Origin of the sequence: Shewanella sp. MSW (genome assembly GCF_007636515.1) — a bacterium.
Lineage (GTDB): Bacteria > Pseudomonadota > Gammaproteobacteria > Enterobacterales > Shewanellaceae > Shewanella > Shewanella indica.
This window is the reverse complement of record NZ_LVDR01000002.1, coordinates 331,975-349,073: the sequence shown is the minus strand read 5'-3', so window position 1 is coordinate 349,073 and position 17,099 is coordinate 331,975. Positions and strand designations below refer to the sequence as shown.

At 52.1% G+C, this 17,099-nt stretch carries 16 protein-coding genes; 12 read left to right on the top strand and 4 right to left on the bottom strand.

All coding sequences use genetic code 11. The features are described from left to right. Positions 1-93: 93 nt before the first annotated feature. The gene (nrfA, locus tag AYI96_RS03115; protein ID WP_039035816.1) at positions 94-1,497 is read right to left on the bottom strand and encodes an ammonia-forming nitrite reductase cytochrome c552 subunit; all 1,404 of its coding nucleotides are present in this window, start codon (positions 1,495-1,497) and stop codon (positions 94-96) included. A 315-nt stretch (positions 1,498-1,812) separates the two neighbouring features. Here nrfA and narQ point away from each other — a divergent pair, with 315 nt between their 5' ends. Together narQ and AYI96_RS03105 are read left to right on the top strand one after the other, a co-directional pair. Continuing rightward, entirely contained in the window at positions 1,813-3,522 is a 1,710-nt protein-coding gene (gene narQ / locus AYI96_RS03110; protein WP_039035815.1) for a nitrate/nitrite two-component system sensor histidine kinase NarQ, read from the top strand. Further along, positions 3,515-4,144: a response regulator gene (locus AYI96_RS03105; RefSeq protein ID WP_025011524.1), complete on the top strand. Its 630-nt coding sequence runs from the start codon at positions 3,515-3,517 to the stop codon at positions 4,142-4,144. Before narQ ends, AYI96_RS03105 begins: the two co-directional genes overlap by 8 nt. A 55-nt stretch (positions 4,145-4,199) precedes the next feature. Here the strand turns inward: AYI96_RS03105 and AYI96_RS03100 are convergent, their stop codons facing one another. Continuing rightward, entirely contained in the window at positions 4,200-4,574 is a 375-nt protein-coding gene (locus AYI96_RS03100) for a YacL family protein (RefSeq protein ID WP_039035814.1), read from the bottom strand. A 386-nt stretch (positions 4,575-4,960) separates the two neighbouring features. On the opposite strand from AYI96_RS03100, the gene zntB reads away from it, so the two are divergent. Continuing rightward, on the top strand, positions 4,961-5,929 hold the full coding sequence (zntB, locus tag AYI96_RS03095; protein WP_071477156.1) for a zinc transporter ZntB: 969 nt from the start codon (positions 4,961-4,963) through the stop codon (positions 5,927-5,929). A 93-nt stretch (positions 5,930-6,022) separates the two neighbouring features. Here the strand turns inward: zntB and fkpA are convergent, their stop codons facing one another. Beyond that, positions 6,023-6,799 (bottom strand): FKBP-type peptidyl-prolyl cis-trans isomerase, encoded by a 777-nt coding sequence (gene fkpA, locus AYI96_RS03090; RefSeq protein WP_039035812.1) that lies wholly within the window; start codon positions 6,797-6,799, stop codon positions 6,023-6,025. A gap of 204 nt (positions 6,800-7,003) precedes the next feature. Between fkpA and AYI96_RS03085 the strand changes: the two genes are divergently transcribed. From AYI96_RS03085 to AYI96_RS03050, 8 genes are all read left to right on the top strand, one after another. Then, positions 7,004-7,978 (top strand): WD40 repeat domain-containing protein, encoded by a 975-nt coding sequence (locus tag AYI96_RS03085; protein WP_039035811.1) that lies wholly within the window; start codon positions 7,004-7,006, stop codon positions 7,976-7,978. A gap of 3 nt (positions 7,979-7,981) precedes the next feature. Next, positions 7,982-8,194: a SlyX family protein gene (locus AYI96_RS03080; RefSeq protein ID WP_025011529.1), complete on the top strand. Its 213-nt coding sequence runs from the start codon at positions 7,982-7,984 to the stop codon at positions 8,192-8,194. A 21-nt stretch (positions 8,195-8,215) separates the two neighbouring features. After that, positions 8,216-8,704, top strand: coding sequence for a peptide deformylase (gene def / locus AYI96_RS03075; RefSeq protein ID WP_144360978.1), 489 nt, complete (start codon positions 8,216-8,218; stop codon positions 8,702-8,704). Then, positions 8,701-10,056, top strand: coding sequence for a COG3014 family protein (locus AYI96_RS03070; RefSeq protein WP_039035809.1), 1,356 nt, complete (start codon positions 8,701-8,703; stop codon positions 10,054-10,056). Before def ends, AYI96_RS03070 begins: the two co-directional genes overlap by 4 nt. A 22-nt stretch (positions 10,057-10,078) precedes the next feature. Beyond that, on the top strand, positions 10,079-10,672 hold the full coding sequence (gene lpoB, locus AYI96_RS03065) for a penicillin-binding protein activator LpoB (RefSeq protein ID WP_177192617.1): 594 nt from the start codon (positions 10,079-10,081) through the stop codon (positions 10,670-10,672). 213 nt (positions 10,673-10,885) lie between these two features. Next, complete coding sequence (gene pepN, locus AYI96_RS03060) at positions 10,886-13,531, top strand: aminopeptidase N (RefSeq protein WP_144360977.1); 2,646 nt, start codon at positions 10,886-10,888, stop codon at positions 13,529-13,531. 134 nt (positions 13,532-13,665) lie between these two features. Further along, complete coding sequence (locus AYI96_RS03055; protein ID WP_039035807.1) at positions 13,666-13,878, top strand: hypothetical protein; 213 nt, start codon at positions 13,666-13,668, stop codon at positions 13,876-13,878. A gap of 168 nt (positions 13,879-14,046) precedes the next feature. Beyond that, positions 14,047-15,336: a glycerophosphodiester phosphodiesterase family protein gene (locus AYI96_RS03050; RefSeq protein ID WP_144360976.1), complete on the top strand. Its 1,290-nt coding sequence runs from the start codon at positions 14,047-14,049 to the stop codon at positions 15,334-15,336. Positions 15,337-15,393: 57 nt separating this feature from the next. On the opposite strand, the gene AYI96_RS03045 is transcribed toward AYI96_RS03050, so the two are convergent. Then, positions 15,394-15,960: a phosphoribosyltransferase gene (locus AYI96_RS03045; protein WP_039035805.1), complete on the bottom strand. Its 567-nt coding sequence runs from the start codon at positions 15,958-15,960 to the stop codon at positions 15,394-15,396. A gap of 410 nt (positions 15,961-16,370) precedes the next feature. Between AYI96_RS03045 and AYI96_RS03040 the strand changes: the two genes are divergently transcribed. Then, a complete protein-coding gene (locus tag AYI96_RS03040; RefSeq protein ID WP_039035804.1) occupies positions 16,371-17,096 on the top strand; it encodes a basic amino acid ABC transporter substrate-binding protein in 726 nt (241 codons plus the stop codon). Positions 17,097-17,099: the final 3 nt, after the last annotated feature.

Genomic DNA, 17,099 nt, shown 5'->3' with positions numbered 1-17,099 from the left:
GTCTGTAATCCCTCACGGGCTACCACTGATTTCTTGTAAGATAAAAAAATCCCCGCGGTGCGGGGATTTTTCATTTACGAGTGTTAACGACTGTTACTTGTAGGTCGCTTCACGCTTCTTGGCTTCAGCATCCCACTTGGGCAGAACATTTTTCTTGAAGTCTTCCTTGTCGGAAACCATCTTCTTCATATCCATACCCAGAGCGGCCTGAGCCTTGGCCTTGGTGGAGATATCAGGCAGAGCGACAGGATCAACGATACCTTTCTTGGCCAGCAACTGCGCCAGTTTCACCCGGGCGTTGGCAGCCTTGTCAACCGCAGTACCCAGTACCCGCAGCGCTTCATCAGGAGCGTGAGCCGCGACACCGTGAGAGGCGATAGCATAATCCCAGCGCCATTGAGCATGACGGATATCAGTCAGGATTGGCTTCATTTCGACTTCAGTCGCACCGGCTTTCCAGGCGGCAGCAGCTTCGAAGTGCGCCTTGACGATTTGATCTTCAGCCTTCAACTTCAGCTCATTAACCTTGGCTTTACGCTCGGCAGTCAGATTCTCCATAAACTCTTTGCTCTGAGTGTGGCACTGAGCACAGGTTTCTTCGAAGCGGTCGAAAGGATTACCCACTTTGTGATCGGTGAACTTACGCCCCTTGTCGTTGGTTACTTTCGGCATATGACAGTCAACACAAGTCACGTTGTTCTTACCGTGTACCCCCAACTGCCAAGTTTCATAGCCTGGGTGCTGTGCCTTCAACATAGGTGTCTTGGACAAGGCGTGAGTCCAGTCGGCAAACTCAATGGCATCGTAGTAGGCTTCCATGGATTCCACTGTAGTACCTTGATCCCATGGGAACTTAACAAAGCCCTTACGGCCTTCCACTTTCTCAAAGTAGTATTCTACGTGACACTGACCACAAACCATGGATTGCTTGTCTTTACGGGAGGCCTTATCAAATGGTGTACCCAGGGTATCCATGGCGCGCTCGGCAAAAGGACGGCCCAAGCGCAGCTTAGGCGAGCCTTTCTCGTGACAGTCACCACAACCTATGGCGTTAACCACTTCAGGGCCACCTTTGGCCCACTTGCCGGTGAAGTAACCATCTTCACCCTGCTCTTCAATCAGGCGAGGTACATCCGGGCTCTTACAGCTCCAGCAAGCCATTGGCATTGGGCCATCTTCGGCACTCTTTGGCGCACCGGTACGCAGGGTATTGCGCACATCTGTCACGGCATAAATGTGGCCACGAGGGGCATTGTAGTCCTTGGCGAAACCATAACCGGCCCACATGATGACCAGGTTGGGATCTTCTGCCAATACATCAACAATTTCAGAACTCTTTGCAGTGTCATGCCAACTGGCATATTGATTTTTGTACTTGTCTTTGTAGACTTCGTTGCGAGGCTCGGTCTTGTCACTCGCAAACGCACCGGCAGCCATTAGGCTTGCGGCGACCAATGCACTGAGTGCAAAGGATTTTTGGTTTAATTTTTTCACCATCTCATCTCCGTGTTACTTTATCGTTATTTGCAATAACCACGACATCTCCAAGGTCAAAAGTAGCCGCTTGAATACACCAAAAATATACCTCTTAGGGGGTATCCGGGGCGAAGTTTGCGCCAGATCAAAATGTGAAGGCGATGTTGTTCACATTTTTGTACTCTTGTTAATGTATTCAAGTGCTGGCTAATGTAGAACTCTGAGACCCAAGTCCTTTTTTATTCTCGACAATCTTATCGGCGCGTTTCCTTTCCGGTCATCGAGAGCAACACTGCAGGGACTGAGGAAACCTTAGCAAAAGTGAGTGAATATTTCATGAAACGAGGCAGTTTGACCTCTACCATTTTAGGCTTAATGCTGACCCTTATCCTGCTTTCAAGCGGTTTGGCCACTTTTGCCATTATCAATCTGTCTTACAGCCTGGGGGATGCCAGGGCGATCAACGCTTCCGGTTCATTGCGGATGCAGAGCTACCGGCTGATGTTTTATGCCAACTCCGGCAGTGAAGAAGCGCTGCAAAAAATTCGCGAATTTGAAAATACCCTCTACTCAGATGCCTTGGTGCGCTCGATGGACTGGTCATCACCTGCCAGGCTCGGGCAGCAGTACCAACTGGTGATCAGCAAGTGGAAGGTCATGAAGTACTACATAGAGCAGGAAGACTCACGCAACTATGCCTCCTCGCTGAAAGACTTTGTCGATACCATAGATTTGCTGGTATTGGAGATGGAGCACCATGCCGCCTTCAAACTAAGATTGCTGGCCATCAGCCAGATAGTAGGTCTGGGTTTGATGCTGCTGATTGCCTTTATCGCCGTGCGCTTTACCAAACGCAAGGTGGTGGTGCCGCTGCAACAGATGATGGAATCGGCCAACACTATATCCAAAGGTAACTTTGCCGTCGAAATGCCGAAGACGGAATATATTGAGCTCAGCGCTCTTTCCGATGCCCTCGACAGTACGGCTCAGGAGCTGGCAACTCTCTACGGCAACCTGGAAACTCAGGTAAAGGAGAAGACCCTGGCGTTGACCCGTGCCAACCGTGAGCTCAAGTTTCTTTATGACAATCTGGTGTTGCTGCATTCGGGCAAACTCAATTTCGAGGTAATGCGGCAGTCGCTGCTGCAACTCAAGGAGTATGAGCACCTGCAACATCTGCGGCTGATTATTCAGCAGGATGAAGATGCCATGGAGGTGATCGCTACCGACGAGGATATCTGGCCGCAATCCGGACAGACCATGCAGTTTCCGCTCAAGTTTGAACAGCAGGAACTCGGCTTTCTGGAAGTGATAGGCAAGCACGATATCAATGTGCCCCTGTTTGAAAACTTCGCCATCATGCTGGCTCGCTCGATTGTGATTCACAACGCCTCCGAGCAGCGCCAACAGCTGGCTCTGCTGGAAGAGCGGGCAGTTATCGCCAGAGAGCTGCACGATTCTCTTGGGCAACTCTTGTCGTTCCTGAAAATCCAAATAAGCTTGTTGCGAAAAGGCCTCGACCAGAGCTGCAAAAGCCCGGCGGTAACCCAACAGCTCGAAGAACTCAATGAGGGGGTGACCACAGCCTACGCCCAACTCAGAGAACTGCTGTCGACCTTCCGCCTGACCGTTAAAGAACCCAATCTGCGCAACGCCCTCGAAGCCATGCTGGAGCAACTGCGCGGCCAAACAGATACAGAGCTGGAACTCAGCTATCGCCTGCCGCCACAGTTACTGGCGGCGCACCAACACATTCACATTCTGCAGCTCACCCGAGAAGCCACCCTCAATGCCATTAAACATGCAAATGCGAGTCGTATTTGTATCAGCTGCGAAAAGAACTCTGATAACATGGTGGTTATCAGTGTCGAAGACAACGGCATAGGCCTGGCGCATATCAAGGAAAGGGATCAACATTTCGGCATAGGGATAATGCACGAACGCGCCAGCCGTCTCTCGGGTATGGTTGAATTTTCCAGCAATGCGTCGGGAGGCACCAGTGTTGTCCTGACTTTCCCACCTCAGCAGGAGCCACATCATGGGTAAACCTTATTCAGTTCTGGTAGTCGATGACCATCCCTTACTGCGTCGCGGTATCTGTCAGTTACTGGCATCCGATCCTGACTTTAGTCTCTTCGGTGAAGCCGGTACCGGGCTCGACGCCCTGGCGGCTACCGCCGAAAACGAGCCGGACATTATCCTGCTGGATCTGAATATGAAAGGTATGACAGGCCTAGATACCCTGAACGCCCTGCGTCAGGAGGGAGTGACCTCCAGAATCGTTATCCTGACGGTTTCCGATGCCAAACAGGATGTTATCCGTTTACTGCGAGCCGGCGCCGATGGTTACCTGCTCAAGGATACTGAACCCGATCTGCTGCTCGGGCAACTAAAAGAAGCCATGTCCGGCCACCGAGTGATCAGCGCCGAAGTGGAAGACTATCTGTTTGAATTGAAAAATGCCGCCGACGAGGAAGCCTGGCTCGACAGCCTGACACCGAGAGAATTGCAGATACTGCAGCATCTGGCTGAAGGCCAGAGCAACAGGGTAATCTCCGAAGAACTACATATCAGCGAAGGCACGGTCAAGGTGCATGTCAAAAACCTGCTTCGCAAGGCCAATGCCAAGTCCCGCACCGAGATGGCTGTGCGTTACCTCAACCGTTAAGCCACAAAAAAGGGACGCTCCCGCGTCCCTTCTCATAGTTGCCAACGCCGCTTAATCAGCGACTCTGGTGCAGAAAGTCACACCAACTTTCAAGCACATCCTGAAAGTCTTCCAGGCCGCACCAGGCTTCTGACTCGGCATCATAGAGGGAGAGGGACTCATCCAACTCCTGACTCTCGCCGAATTCGAGCACATTGGCGTAAACACGCACCTGCTCCTGATCCAGTTGCAGCGTCAGATCCCGGCCAATCAACTGCCATTCGCGAATGCGTCCTGACTGTAAGTCTGCCAATGCCTGTTTGACCCGAGTGCAGATCTCGACGTCATCCGCCAACTCTTCAGAGAACCATTGCCCCAGTACATGATGCTCCATACTGAAGCGGGCCATTGCGGTTCCCGTCAGTGAATTGCGCCGAAATTCGTATTCCATGGTGCCACTTCTTTTGCTGTAATCAAACCTATACTAATTTTAACCCAGAGCCCCGGGGATTGCCCATAGTTATGCCCATGCTTTACTTTCTATAGCCGTATTCCTCAGTTAGCTCTGCTCTGAGCCATTTAAGCCATTGAAGATTGGCAATGGCATAGTGATGCTACAGCGAGACAAGTTGGTGTAATCATCGAATGGCTGACAAATTCCCAAAGCGCGAGTCGAAAAAGCGCGCATGCGGCGCAAGCCAATGTCGCTTTATCCCGATCCCCCCCATGACCTTACTTGCCTGCCGAGCTTTTCATTGCCACTGAATGAGTAAATTCCTATGCCCAGTGGTATAACTAGGTTAGCTTGAACTAAAGCAAATCTATGAGAGTGAATCTATGGCCGAAAAACAGTTTTGTGCCTTGCTGCTCAGTGGAGAGATGGCAGGCAAGGAGTTGACGCTGCAACAGGTCAGCGACTGGCAGCCAGAGCAGGGTATACTCTGGCTGCATCTGGACTATAAGAAGAAATCCAACCGTCAGTGGTTGCAACAACACAGCGGCCTGGAAGCGCTGGAAGTGGCTGCCCTGTTGGCACAGGACACTCGCCCCAGGGTGGTACAATCCGGCCACGGGCTACTGCTGGCACTCCGGGGGGTCAATCACAACCCCGGGGCTGACCCGGAAGACATGGTGTCGATACGCCTCTACCTGGACAATCACAGAATAATCAGCACCAGCAGTCGCGAGCTATTATCGGTCAATGACATCATCCAAAGCGTCGGCCAAGGCGCTGGCCCCGGCAACACAGGAGAATACTTGTTGACGTTGACGCAACGGCTCACCCAGCGGAAGACGGAGTTTATCGACCGGCTGGAGGAAACCGTCGACGACCTGGAAGACAAGGTCATGGCCGGTAACGACAAGGATCTGCGCAGTGACATCGCCGAGCTCAGGCGCCAGATAGTGGTGGTCCGGCGCTACCTGGCGCCGCAGCGGGAAGCCTTTAGCCGCCTGCTGGCAGACTCGGCCAAGATATTTGATGAACAGCAGCGGCTTAAATTCAACGAAATCAACGATCAACTCATTCGCTGCATCGAAGATCTGGACGCAATAAGAGACAGAGCCAGCGTCACCCAGGAGGAGTTGCAAAACCGTCAGGCCGAGGCCGTCAATCGCCGCCTCTATTTCCTGTCGCTGATCAGCGCCGTCTTCCTGCCACTGGGGTTTCTCACCGGTCTGCTCGGGGTCAATATCGCCGGGATCCCGGGCGCCGATGTCGGCTGGGCCTTCGGAGCCTTTTGCCTATTTCTGCTGATATTGGTGGGAGGACAGTTGTGGCTGTTCTATCGCTATAAGTGGCTTTAGAATCAATGACGCAAGCAGTGGTCGTAAAGAAGAAAGGACGCCGGCGGCGTCCTTTTCAATATCGGGTATCCACTTTTCGTATAAAAGAAGGGATTACTTGGCAGAAGCCTCGGCTTCGGTCGGTTCTACAGGGGCATCGGCCTTCTTGACCTTGAGCAACTCGACTTCAAAGATGAGTGTTGAGTTGGCTGGAATAGTGCCCATGTCACGCTCGCCATAGGCCAGCTCAGATGGGATTACGAAGCGATACTTGGCGCCGACCGGCATCAACTGTACACCTTCGGTCCAGCCCGGGATCACCCGGTTCAGGGCAAATTCTGCCGGTTCACCGCGGGAGTAGGAGCTGTCAAACTCAGTGCCGTCGATCAGAGTACCACGGTAGTGAACTGTCACTACGTCTTCGGCGGCCGGCTTCTCACCCTCGCCTGGAGTCAATACTTCGTATTGCAGACCGGATTCAGTGGTGATCACACCTTCTTTGGCCTTGTTCTGTTCCAGATAGGCTTTGCTTTCCTGCATCGACTTGGCCGCCATTTCCTGAACCTTGGCCATACGTTTTTCATTCAGCTTTTGATCCAGACCTTCAAGCACTTTCTGCATCTCATCTTCTGTCAGTTGCAGCTCGTCTTTCAGACCCTGTTGAAAACCTGTCACAATCAAAGCACGATCGACTGAGAAACCCAGCTCTTCCTGTTCTTTGATATGACCGGCCATATAGCGGCCGATAGAGGCGCCCACGCTATAGGCTTCTTTCTGCTCGACAGAGCTCAGTTCCACCTTGTCGGCACTCGCTGTTTTTTGTTCTTGGTTACAAGCGGAAAGGCCGAATAGAGCCAGCGCGACCAGTGAAATTTTGTAAATCGGTTTCATTAAAGGCATCCTCAGGATCTTCAAATGGTTACAATTAACCCAAAATGTGTAAGACGACTCACTTTATACCAGTTAACTTTGAGATACAAAGCAGATTATCCATACTGGTTAACAAGGGAAAGCGGTCAACAAGCCGAGCCCCTTGTATGGAAGTGACAGCGTTTTACCCTTACTCAAAATGACAAGTCGAGGCGGTATAAGTTCATGGCAATAAACAGATTGCTACTTATTTGCACGCTCAGTTTTACTCTGCTGGGCCTTGGTGCCTGCCATCCAGGCCCGGATAGCAGCCAATCCTTGGCGGCCGATCCCAGCTACAGCGCCAGCCTCTCTGCCGATGGCCGCTACGCTTTGATAAGCAGCAAAGAGGGGATCAGGCTTTGGGATCTCAAACAAGGCGCTGTCAAGTATCAGTGGGCTCAAGGCAGTGCAGCCAACGATGTGATCGCCACTGATATTTCGGTAAATGGAGAATATGCGGTGACGTTAAGCCGCGATTCAGTTGCACTGTGGAAAATCGCCGACGGCCGGGCGGCAGGATGGTGGTCACTGCCGGCAGTAGCCCAGGCTGTGGCCGTGGCCGACAACGGCCAGTTGCTGGTGGGGTTGGCCGATGGCGCGGTAATGTCGCTGACCCCGACCACAGGTGTGCTGGTGAAATTTCTTGGCCACAGCGAAAAGGTCAACAGCGTTGCCCTCTCTGCCGATGGCCGCCTGGCATTGACCGGCGCCAACGATGCCACCGCCCTGCTGTGGCGCACCCAGGATGCTCAGGTACTGAGGCGCTGGCAGATGGACTCCAGGGTACTGAAGGTTGCCCTCAGCCGCAGCGGTAACCTCAGCTTAGTGTCCGACAGTACCGGCAATGCCGACATTTGGCACAATGACTCAGGGAAACTGGTCAGCTCGCTGGCGATAGTACGGCGGCAAATGAACTTTTCGGCGGCGCGCTTTATCCAACAGGAGCAGGCCTTGTTAACCGGCACACCAGCCAGAGAATTGAGTCTGTGGCAGGTCGATTCGGGGAAAAGAGTCGCCGACTGGCAAGTTTCACTGCCAAAAAAGCCTTTGCCCCAAAGCGCCGTAGTATACTCAGTGTCTGAATCCGACAACGGCCAACTTCAAAGTATCAGTAGTGCCAGCTTGCTGGAACGCTGGTCGGCGCCAACACAGAGGTAAGTAATGCAAGCAATCCCGGACAGGATCGAAGAACTCGAAACCAAGCTGTCATTTCAGGAAGCCACACTGGAAGAATTGAGTCAGGAGATTTTCGAACTCAATAAAGTCGTAGCTGAACAGCAGTTTCAGATCCAGTTGTTAATCAGTAAACTCAAGGCGGTAGAGCCAAGCAATATAGCGTCTCAATCGGAAGAAACGCCGCCGCCTCACTACTGAGTCGAATAAAGGGGGATAAGGATGTTAGCCATAGCAACCCACGGAGAACGTATTCTGGGGCAGACTGCCCAGCCGGTTCAGCGATTCGATGAACCTTTGGCAGCCCTGGCCGAGAAAATGCTCGAGACCATGAAACTGGCACAGGGCGTTGGCATAGCTGCGCCTCAGGTAGGCCAAGGTATCCGCTTGTTTATTATGGCCCCCCACCCCAACGACAGATATCCGGATGCGCCTTTGATGGCGCCCCAGGTGGTGATCAACCCACAGATACTCAAACGCTCAAGCAAGATGCTGGCCGGGGAAGAGGGTTGCCTGTCTCTGCCCGGCGAAAGAGTACAGATTCTGCGCCATGAAAGCATAGAGGTACGTTATCAGGATCTCAGTGGCGAGTGGCAGCAGGAATGGTTACAGGGCTTTATCGCGCGCATTTTTCAGCATGAATATGATCATCTGGAAGGGCTCACCTTGAGAGAACGACTGGAGATCCAAAACCAAGGAGCCGGCTCTTGAAGTCAGGCAAGTTACTGCTGCCACTGCTGTTGTCATTGAGCCTCACTGGCTGCGCCTTCAACAGTGTATTAGTCAACTATCCATCCCAGTTGGCAGGCGTTCGCGCCGAGCTCAACTCATCAAAGCCGGGCAATGCAGCCAAAGAACTGGCAAATGGCATAAACGGCCGCGATGGCCTGCTCTATGCCCAGGAAGCGGGGCGCGCCGCCCAGATAAGCGGCAATTTCGCCGCCAGCAAAGACTATTACCAAAGCGCCATAGCCGCCTACCAAGCCTTTGACGATAAGGCCAAGCTCAGTTTATCCGGACTGGGTTCCCAAGGCGGCAGCCTGCTGCTGAACGACAATATCATTCCCTATCGCGGTCCCGGGTATGAGCGCATCATGCTGCACCAGTATCAGGCTCTCAATTATCTGTTTGCCGGCGATGCCGAAGGCGCGTTGGTTGAGGTACGTCGCAGCAATGAACTGCAATCGCTGGAGCAGCAAAGGTATGAGAAATCCAGCAGTGCGGTGCAACAGATGGCCAACGGCACCATCAGCGCCGAAATGGATAAACTGGGCAAGGCCGCCGGCAATGTCACCAGCTCGTTTTTGAACGCCTACAGTTACTACACCACAGGGGTACTGCACGAAATCCTTGGTGAGCGCAACGATGCCTTTATCGACTATCGCAAGGCGGCGCAGATTATGCCGGACAACCCTTATCTGCAGCAGGATCTGGTGCGCTTGGCCAAAGAGCTTGCCATGCCTCAGTATGATGAGTTCAAACGCCGTTGGGGAGAAGCGCCCTCGCCTGCCAAGGGACAAGGCCAGGTCATCTTGCTGTTGGAGCGCGGCTTTGTGCCCGCCAAAGAGAGCCTAACGGTTCCCTTCACCATTCACGGCAATTGGCAAACTGTCTCTCTGCCCACCTATATGCCCTCCAGAGTACCGGTCAACAGTGCCAATATCCGTGGCTTATCAAAACCTATGACTGCAGCCCCGATAGCCAATATAGATGCCTTAGCCATCACGGCGCTCAAGGAGGAACTACCCTATCTGCTGGTGCGTCAGGCCGCCAGGGTCTATGCCAAGTCGGAAATGGCCCGCAAGGCAGAGCGCAAAGACGGCTCGGATCTTGGGGTGATCGCCATGCAGATATTCAACGTGGTTACAGAGCAGGCCGATCGCCGCAGTTGGCTCACGTTACCGCGCCAAGCACAGATAGCAAGGCAGTTTGTCGATGCCGGCAGCTATCAACTGACCCTGGATAATCAGGGCACGGAAATTCAGGTTCAGAGTGGCAAGACCACTCTGGTCTGGGCAATAGACACTGGCAATGTCACACGTTTTTATACAAAATTGATTTGATAACCTTGAAATGGAACTGACTATGAAACACTTGAAGCTGATACTGATACTGGCAATGGCTATGGGCATGGCAGCCTGTCAATCCAAAGTGGAATACGGTGATGCCACTGAGGTAGAGACAGTGAATGAAAACTTCGGTTCGACAGATCTGCAAGCCATTGCCGCCAAAATGGTCGACAGCATGCTGACTTTCCCGCCTGTGGTGGCCATGACAGCCAACGACAGACCTATCATCTTTGTCGACAAGATCAAGAACAAGACCTCTGAGCATATAGATACTGAGTCAGTGACCGACTCCATCAGCAACAAGCTGCTGCGCTCAGGCAAGTTCCGTTTTATCGATATGACCAAGGTGGATTCAGTGCGCAAGCAACTGGACTACCAGAACAACGCCGGCATGGTTGACCCATCCACCGCCATCAAGTTCGGTCGTCAGATAGGCGCTCAATACATGCTCTACGGCAACCTTTCCAGCATAGTTAAACAAAATGGCAGCACCCGTGATGTCTACTACAAGATGACTATGCGCCTGATGGATCTGGAAACCGGCTTAATCGAATGGTCCGATGAAAAAGAGATCCGCAAAGTGAAGTCCAAGTCCTTCCTCGGGCTCTAACCAAGTCTAACGCTCCTTCCCAAAAGCCGCTGTCACAGCGGCTTTTTTGTAACATTTCTCCTTTGTTCTTTGGCGGCAAATAGCGTAATTTATGCCGCGGGCACCAAGCCTGAGAGGGTATTAATCCTAAGTGTATTCCTCCCCTTTCATTCCTGTTGTGAGGGAAAACACCGACACCCAATGGTAAAACAATAAAAAGCAAGGAATCTGTTTGTGAAATCTCTTCCCCGGTTGTTTGGTCTCAGCCTGTTGGCTGCCGGACTACTGACACTCAGCGGCTGCAGCAGCACTCAATCCTCTGCCGGTGTGCGTGATGGCAGCGGTTATATCAGCGAGCAACAGGCGATGGCCCGCTCTGCCAGAGTCAGCAATGTCAGCTATGAACTGGACTTTACCTTGGATGGCAGCGAGCGATTTGCCAACCGCACCCTGGTACGTTTCAGTCTCAGCGACAACCAACAGCCCCTGACACTGGACTTGAGCAAGGCGCAGATCACCAGCCTTAAGATCAACGGCCACAGGCTCTATCCCAAATACAATGGCGCCTACCTGGAGATCAGTGCCAAGTTGCTGCTCAAAGGCGACAATGAGATAGAAGTCAGCTTCACACGCCAGCACTCCACCAATGGTGAAGGACTGCATCGCTTTGTGGATCCCGTCGATGGCAAGGTCTATCTCTACTCTCACTTTGAGCCCGCCGCCGCGCAGCAGATGTTTGCCGTATTCGATCAACCGGATCTCAAGGCCAGCTACAAGTTAACCGTCAGAGCCCCCAAAGACTGGCAGGTGATCAGCGCCACCCAAGAATTGAGTGTGACCCCGGAGGGTAACAGCCAGCTGTGGCAGTTTCCGGCAACGCCCAAGTTGAGCCCCTACAACTTTTCCATGCATGCCGGCCCTTACCACGTCTGGCAAGACAACAGCGGCAAATACCCCATGCGCCTGTTTGCCCGCCAATCTGTGGCGGCCCAGGTCAATGCCGCCGACTGGTTCAGATACACAGGCGCCGGGCTTAAGTTTTTTGACGACTATTTCGGTATCGACTACCCCTTTAAAAAATACGATCAGCTGCTGGTGCCTGACTTCCTCTATGGTGCCATGGAAAATGCTGCTGCCGTCACCTTTGCCGAAGGGCGTTTTCTTGGCAGTGGTGAGATGACAGCCAATCAGCGCCAGCGCTTGGCGTCTGTGATCATGCATGAAATGGCGCACCAGTGGTTTGGCGATCTGGTGACCATGAAATGGTGGAACGGTCTGTGGCTCAATGAAAGCTTCGCCTCCTTTATGGGCATGCTGGCGAGCGCCGAAGCCACTGAGTTTGACAATACCTGGCGCAGTTTTTACGCCAGGGGCAAACAGAGTGCCTATCAACAGGACTCAGGCGTTACCACCCACCCCATAGAAGTGCCAGTGGCCACTAGTGCCAACGCCTTCGATAATATCGATGCCATCACTTATCAGAAAGGTGCCGCGGTTCTGATTCAACTGCGTCACCTGCTTGGGGAGCAAACCTTCCGCCGTGGCGTCAGTGAATACCTCAAACGCTACTCCTGGCAAAACGCCACACTGGAAGACTTCATTAGCAGTCTCGGCCAGGCCGCCAAGCGGGATCTGAGCCAGTGGACCCGGGATTGGCTCTACAGCGCCGGTGTCAACAGCCTCAAGGCTGAGTTCCAGTGCCAAGATGGCCGCATCAGTGAATTTGCCCTGTTGCAGTCAACAAGCGATCCCGCCTACCCGACTCTCAGAGAGCAAAAAGTTCAGCTAGCCTTACTGAGCAAGGGCCGCCATGAGATGCACCTGCTGCAAACTCTGGCCGTTAGCTACCAAGGTGAAAAAACCTTGGTGCCGCAACTTACAGGAGCATCCTGTCCTGATTTGGTTTATCCCAACTATCAGGACTGGGGCTATGTCAAAGTCGAGCTCGACCCTCGCTCGTTCGATACCGCCTTCAATCACCTGGCCAGGGTAGAAGATCCCCTGCTGCGCGCCATGCTCTGGCAAAGCCTGTGGGACAGTGTCCAGAGCGGTAAGTTGCCTTTGAACAAGTATCTGGAAACCGTGCTTATCAATGCTCCCAAAGAGAGCGATTACACCCTGCTGGGGCAAATTCTCGGCAATATGCGCTACAGCAAGGCCTTACTCGAATCAATGGCTCCGATTCACTCGACCTATGCCGAGCGCGCCATCAGAGCGCTGGCGCAGATGAGCCTGCGTCTGACCATGCAAAACGCGGATAATAAAGATCTGCAGCGGCGCTGGTTCGATGCCTATGTGGACTTTGCCCGCGACGGGGACTCGCTGGATCACCTGCTGTCACTGCTGCAGGGCTACAGTAAAATAAAGGGAATAGAGCTGGATCAAGATACCCGCTGGCAGCTTATCTATCAGTTGAACCGTTACGATTACCCCACCAGCAAACTTCTGCTGCAGCAAGAAGCCAAACTTGATATCAGCGATTCAGGGCAAAAGGCGGCCATCGCCGCCGAAGTAGTGCGTCCGGACACCGCCGGTAAACGCCGCTGGCTGGAAAAAATCAACCATTCGGCGCTGCCGTTTGCCAAGCTGAGGGTGGCGATGGAAAACCTCTATCCCAGCAGCCAAGGGCAACTGCAGGCCAGCACCGCAGAGCAGCGCTTGAATCAGTTAGCCACTCTGGACGCCGAAAAAGACCCCGTATTTATGCGCAGTTACGCGCCGGCATTATTACCGCGTCAATGCAGTCACGCCTCAGTGCTGCGGCTCGAAAAAGCCTTGCAGGCCAACCCAGAGCTATCGGCCCAGACCCAGCGCAATCTCAAGCAAGCAATAGAAAGGGAGCGGCACTGCGTGTTGATAAAAGAAACCCTTAAGCCTTAATTGGCAAAGCAAGTTCAAGGGCCTCAATGAGGCCCTTGGCGTATTATTGGTCCAACCGAGCCACACAATAGTGCCGTAATGTGCGAGAATAATGTGCCAAAATATTCAATATGCTTAACACCCAAGGAGTCATTATGGGATTAATGAGTCTGGTAGCCGTCATAGCCATAGGCTTTTTTGCCATGGTACTCATCAAGGACTACAACAGTAAGCAGCAAGACGGTCAAAGCCGTGAGATAGAAAAACTGCAACGGGAAGTGGACGAACTGAAGCAGCGGATTGCCAACCTGGAAACCATAGTTACAGACAAGAGCTACGATCTGAAGGACAAGATCAATCGACTCTAAGACTAACGCAATGGTTCCTCTTCAGTATATCCGGAACAAGATACTGTATTAATTAAGTTAGTTGTCATAATTTTACTATCCGGCTGTCATTTAGCATCCTTAGCTTAAGAAATACCATGCTCGTCAGGCGAGTAAACTCCTGTGCGAAATAGCAAAAGGATCTGCTTAATGAAGGTTTTTCACTCCCAAACAACGTCGGCATTACTTGGCTCTGTACTGCTTGGTCTGTTGCTCGGTGGCTGCAACAGCAATGACAACAACGCCAATACTTCAACTCCGGCTCAGGATCAGCAGGAGAAAGTTGGCGCCAACCTGGGCCCCCGTCCCCTGTTTCTGGTAAATGACATGGATGAAGGGCCGCTCAAAGATAAACTGGCACAATGCAGCAAGGGGCCCTTTTATCGCACCGACTTCAGCATAGGCCACCGCGGCGCCTCCATGCAGTTTCCAGAGCACACCAAAGAAGCCTATTTGGCGGCTATAGATGCCGGCGCCGGGATAGTGGAATGTGATGTCACCTTCACCGCCGATAAACAGCTGGTTTGTCGGCACTCCCAATGCGATCTGGCCACAACCACCAATATCCTCGGCATCCCTGAGTTGGCAGCCAAATGCCGTCAGCCTTTCTCTCCCGCCGATGCTGCCAATGGTATTAACGCCAGCGCCGAGTGCTGTACCAGCGATATAACTCTGGACGAATTCAACCAGCTTTGCGGCAAGATGGATGGTTTTAATCCCAAGGCCACCACGGCGCAAGCATTTATGGAGGGCACTCCTGCCTGGCGCACGGATCTTTACGCCAGTTGCGGCACATTGATGACCCATGCCGAGAGCATAGCTCTGTTTAAAGAAGCCAAGGTCAAGATGACGCCTGAACTTAAGGCTGCCAGCGTGCCCATGCCCTTCGATGGCTTCAGCCAACAGGACTATGCTCAGAAGATGATCGACGAATATCAGGCCGCCGGGGTGCCGGCAAAAGACGTCTATCCCCAGTCATTTAATCTGGAAGATGTGCAGTACTGGTTGGCCAATAATACCGATTTTGGCAGGCAGGCCGTCTATCTGGATGGCAGGTATGACTCGGACAGCAGCTTTAACCCCAATGATATGGGCCATTGGCAGGCCGATATGCAAAGGCTCAAGGCGCTGGGAGTCGAAATCATTGCGCCGCCCTTGTGGGTATTAGTCGTTCTGGATGACAGCGGCAAAATAGTTCCCTCGGCCTATGCTCTGGCGGCCAAGGAAGCCGGGCTTAAAATAATCACTTGGTCACTGGAGCGATCCGGCCCCCTGGCACAAGGCGGTGGTTGGTACTACCAAAGCATCAGCGGCAACATTAATAACGATGGCGATGTTTATCAACTACTGGATGTACTGGCCAAAGAAATAGGAGTACTGGGGGTCTTCTCCGATTGGCCGGCGACCGTAACTTACTATGCCAACTGCATGGATATCTAGCCATTGCTGACAACAAAGAGGGCGCCCATCGGCGCCCTCTTTGTATTGGATTTTTTATCAGAGAAACAGCTCTTTGATATTTTTGAGATCGCCCTTACCTTCGGCCAGCTCTTGTGCACTCAGGCCGGAAACTTCATGGGGGAATACCAGCCATTCATCCGAGGCGTGGATATAGTAGTCGGGTTTCAGTGGCACCGCAGTATTCTGTGGCTTGTAGTAAGGACAAGCGATACGGATATCCTTGGGCATATTCAGACGCATGGATTGACTGAGCTTTTCCTTGAGAGCAAAAACGCTGCGCCCGGAATCGAAGACATCATCAACAATCAACAAACCATCATCGGCATTGGCATTTTCAACAATGTAATGCAGACCATGAACCTTGATCTCCTTGCTCTGCTTGTCTGTACCTATGCCGTAATAGGATGAAGTGCGCACCGCTATATGGTCGGTTTCCACCTTTTTGAAGTCGAAAAACTCCTGTACCGCGATCCCTATTGGAGCGCCGCCCCGCCAGATCCCAACAATAAACTGCGGCCGAAAACCACTGTCATAGACCTGTGCAGCCAGACGAAATGAATCCTCCAGCAATTCCTGAGCGGTAATAAAGCGTTTTTCTATCATAGGTATACGACCCCATCTTGTTCTATTTTGTGTGCTTCGCTGTCTGCTTTGGCAGGTACTGAATTGGAGGCCTGTTCCAAAATCCGGAGTGGGCTTCCACCATTGTAGGCAGGCAGAGGATTTTGGGCGCGCATTTTATAACAAATTTTTCCTCGGTGCTGTGCCAAATGCACATTCTTGTGTCTCAGGCGACAAAAAATCTTCTCTAGTTGCTCAGCCCTAATTGAGCAATCTCTACTTTATTCATTCAAGCATGTTCAATTAATAAATAACAAACTAATTAACAATGTTTTTTTAACACCAAACGAATCACAAGTGAATACTTAATCATTTTTTATGATTAGTTATTGATTGAAATATGGGAACTGGCTATAGTGCCAGTCATACGGTTCCTCAAGAGTATCTCCAAGATGAAAAAATCCCTGCTTATGGCCACTATCACGGCCTTGCTGTTGACCGGCTGCGGTAAAGATCAAGATGTACTGGTCGTCGGCACCAATGCCGCTTTCCCACCATTTGAATACATGGGGGGCGCCAATGGTGATGAGGTAAAAGGGCTGGATATCGACATTGCCAAGGCGATTGCCGCCGATGCAGGTAAAACCCTCAAGGTAGAAAACCTCAAGTTCGACTCTCTGATAGTGGCGCTGAACTCAGGCAAAATCGATTTTATCGCCTCTGGTATGACAATCACGGATGAGCGGCAAAAGAGTGTCAACTTCTCTACGCCATACTATGAAGCCACCCAAGTGGTGATAGTCAATCAGGACAGCCAGGTATTCAACACTCCGGCTGATCTTGCCGGCAAGAAGATTGCGGTGCAGTTGGGCTCTACCGGCGACATCATGGCCAAGGAACTCAAGGCCGAAGTCGTAGCTTTCAATACGGGTTTTGAAGCCTTTATGGAGCTAAAAAACCACAAGGTAGACCTGGTACTGTTCGACAGCCAACCGGCAGCCACTTATCTGGCCAAGAACCCCACTCTCAAACAGTTGGATATCGATTTCTCCCCCGAGTTTTACGGTATTGCAGTTGCCAAAAATCAACCCGAACTGCTCAGCCAGATCAATGCCACACTGGTACGGCTACAAAGCTCAGGCGAATACCAACAACTCCTTGAAAAATATCAGAAGTAGTCT

What these genes read in the sequence shown, in the direction of transcription:
- nrfA (WP_039035816.1), bottom strand. Translation starts at nt 1,497, where the DNA reads ATGGTGAAAAAATTAAACCAAAAATCCTTTGCACTCAGTGCATTGGTC.
- narQ (WP_039035815.1), top strand. Translation starts at nt 1,813, where the DNA reads ATGAAACGAGGCAGTTTGACCTCTACCATTTTAGGCTTAATGCTGACC.
- AYI96_RS03105 (WP_025011524.1), top strand. Translation starts at nt 3,515, where the DNA reads ATGGGTAAACCTTATTCAGTTCTGGTAGTCGATGACCATCCCTTACTG.
- AYI96_RS03100 (WP_039035814.1), bottom strand. Translation starts at nt 4,574, where the DNA reads ATGGAATACGAATTTCGGCGCAATTCACTGACGGGAACCGCAATGGCC.
- zntB (WP_071477156.1), top strand. Translation starts at nt 4,961, where the DNA reads ATGGCCGAAAAACAGTTTTGTGCCTTGCTGCTCAGTGGAGAGATGGCA.
- fkpA (WP_039035812.1), bottom strand. Translation starts at nt 6,799, where the DNA reads ATGAAACCGATTTACAAAATTTCACTGGTCGCGCTGGCTCTATTCGGC.
- AYI96_RS03085 (WP_039035811.1), top strand. Translation starts at nt 7,004, where the DNA reads ATGGCAATAAACAGATTGCTACTTATTTGCACGCTCAGTTTTACTCTG.
- AYI96_RS03080 (WP_025011529.1), top strand. Translation starts at nt 7,982, where the DNA reads ATGCAAGCAATCCCGGACAGGATCGAAGAACTCGAAACCAAGCTGTCA.
- def (WP_144360978.1), top strand. Translation starts at nt 8,216, where the DNA reads ATGTTAGCCATAGCAACCCACGGAGAACGTATTCTGGGGCAGACTGCC.
- lpoB (WP_177192617.1), top strand. Translation starts at nt 10,079, where the DNA reads ATGAAACACTTGAAGCTGATACTGATACTGGCAATGGCTATGGGCATG.
- AYI96_RS03055 (WP_039035807.1), top strand. Translation starts at nt 13,666, where the DNA reads ATGGGATTAATGAGTCTGGTAGCCGTCATAGCCATAGGCTTTTTTGCC.
- AYI96_RS03050 (WP_144360976.1), top strand. Translation starts at nt 14,047, where the DNA reads ATGAAGGTTTTTCACTCCCAAACAACGTCGGCATTACTTGGCTCTGTA.
- AYI96_RS03045 (WP_039035805.1), bottom strand. Translation starts at nt 15,960, where the DNA reads ATGATAGAAAAACGCTTTATTACCGCTCAGGAATTGCTGGAGGATTCA.
- AYI96_RS03040 (WP_039035804.1), top strand. Translation starts at nt 16,371, where the DNA reads ATGAAAAAATCCCTGCTTATGGCCACTATCACGGCCTTGCTGTTGACC.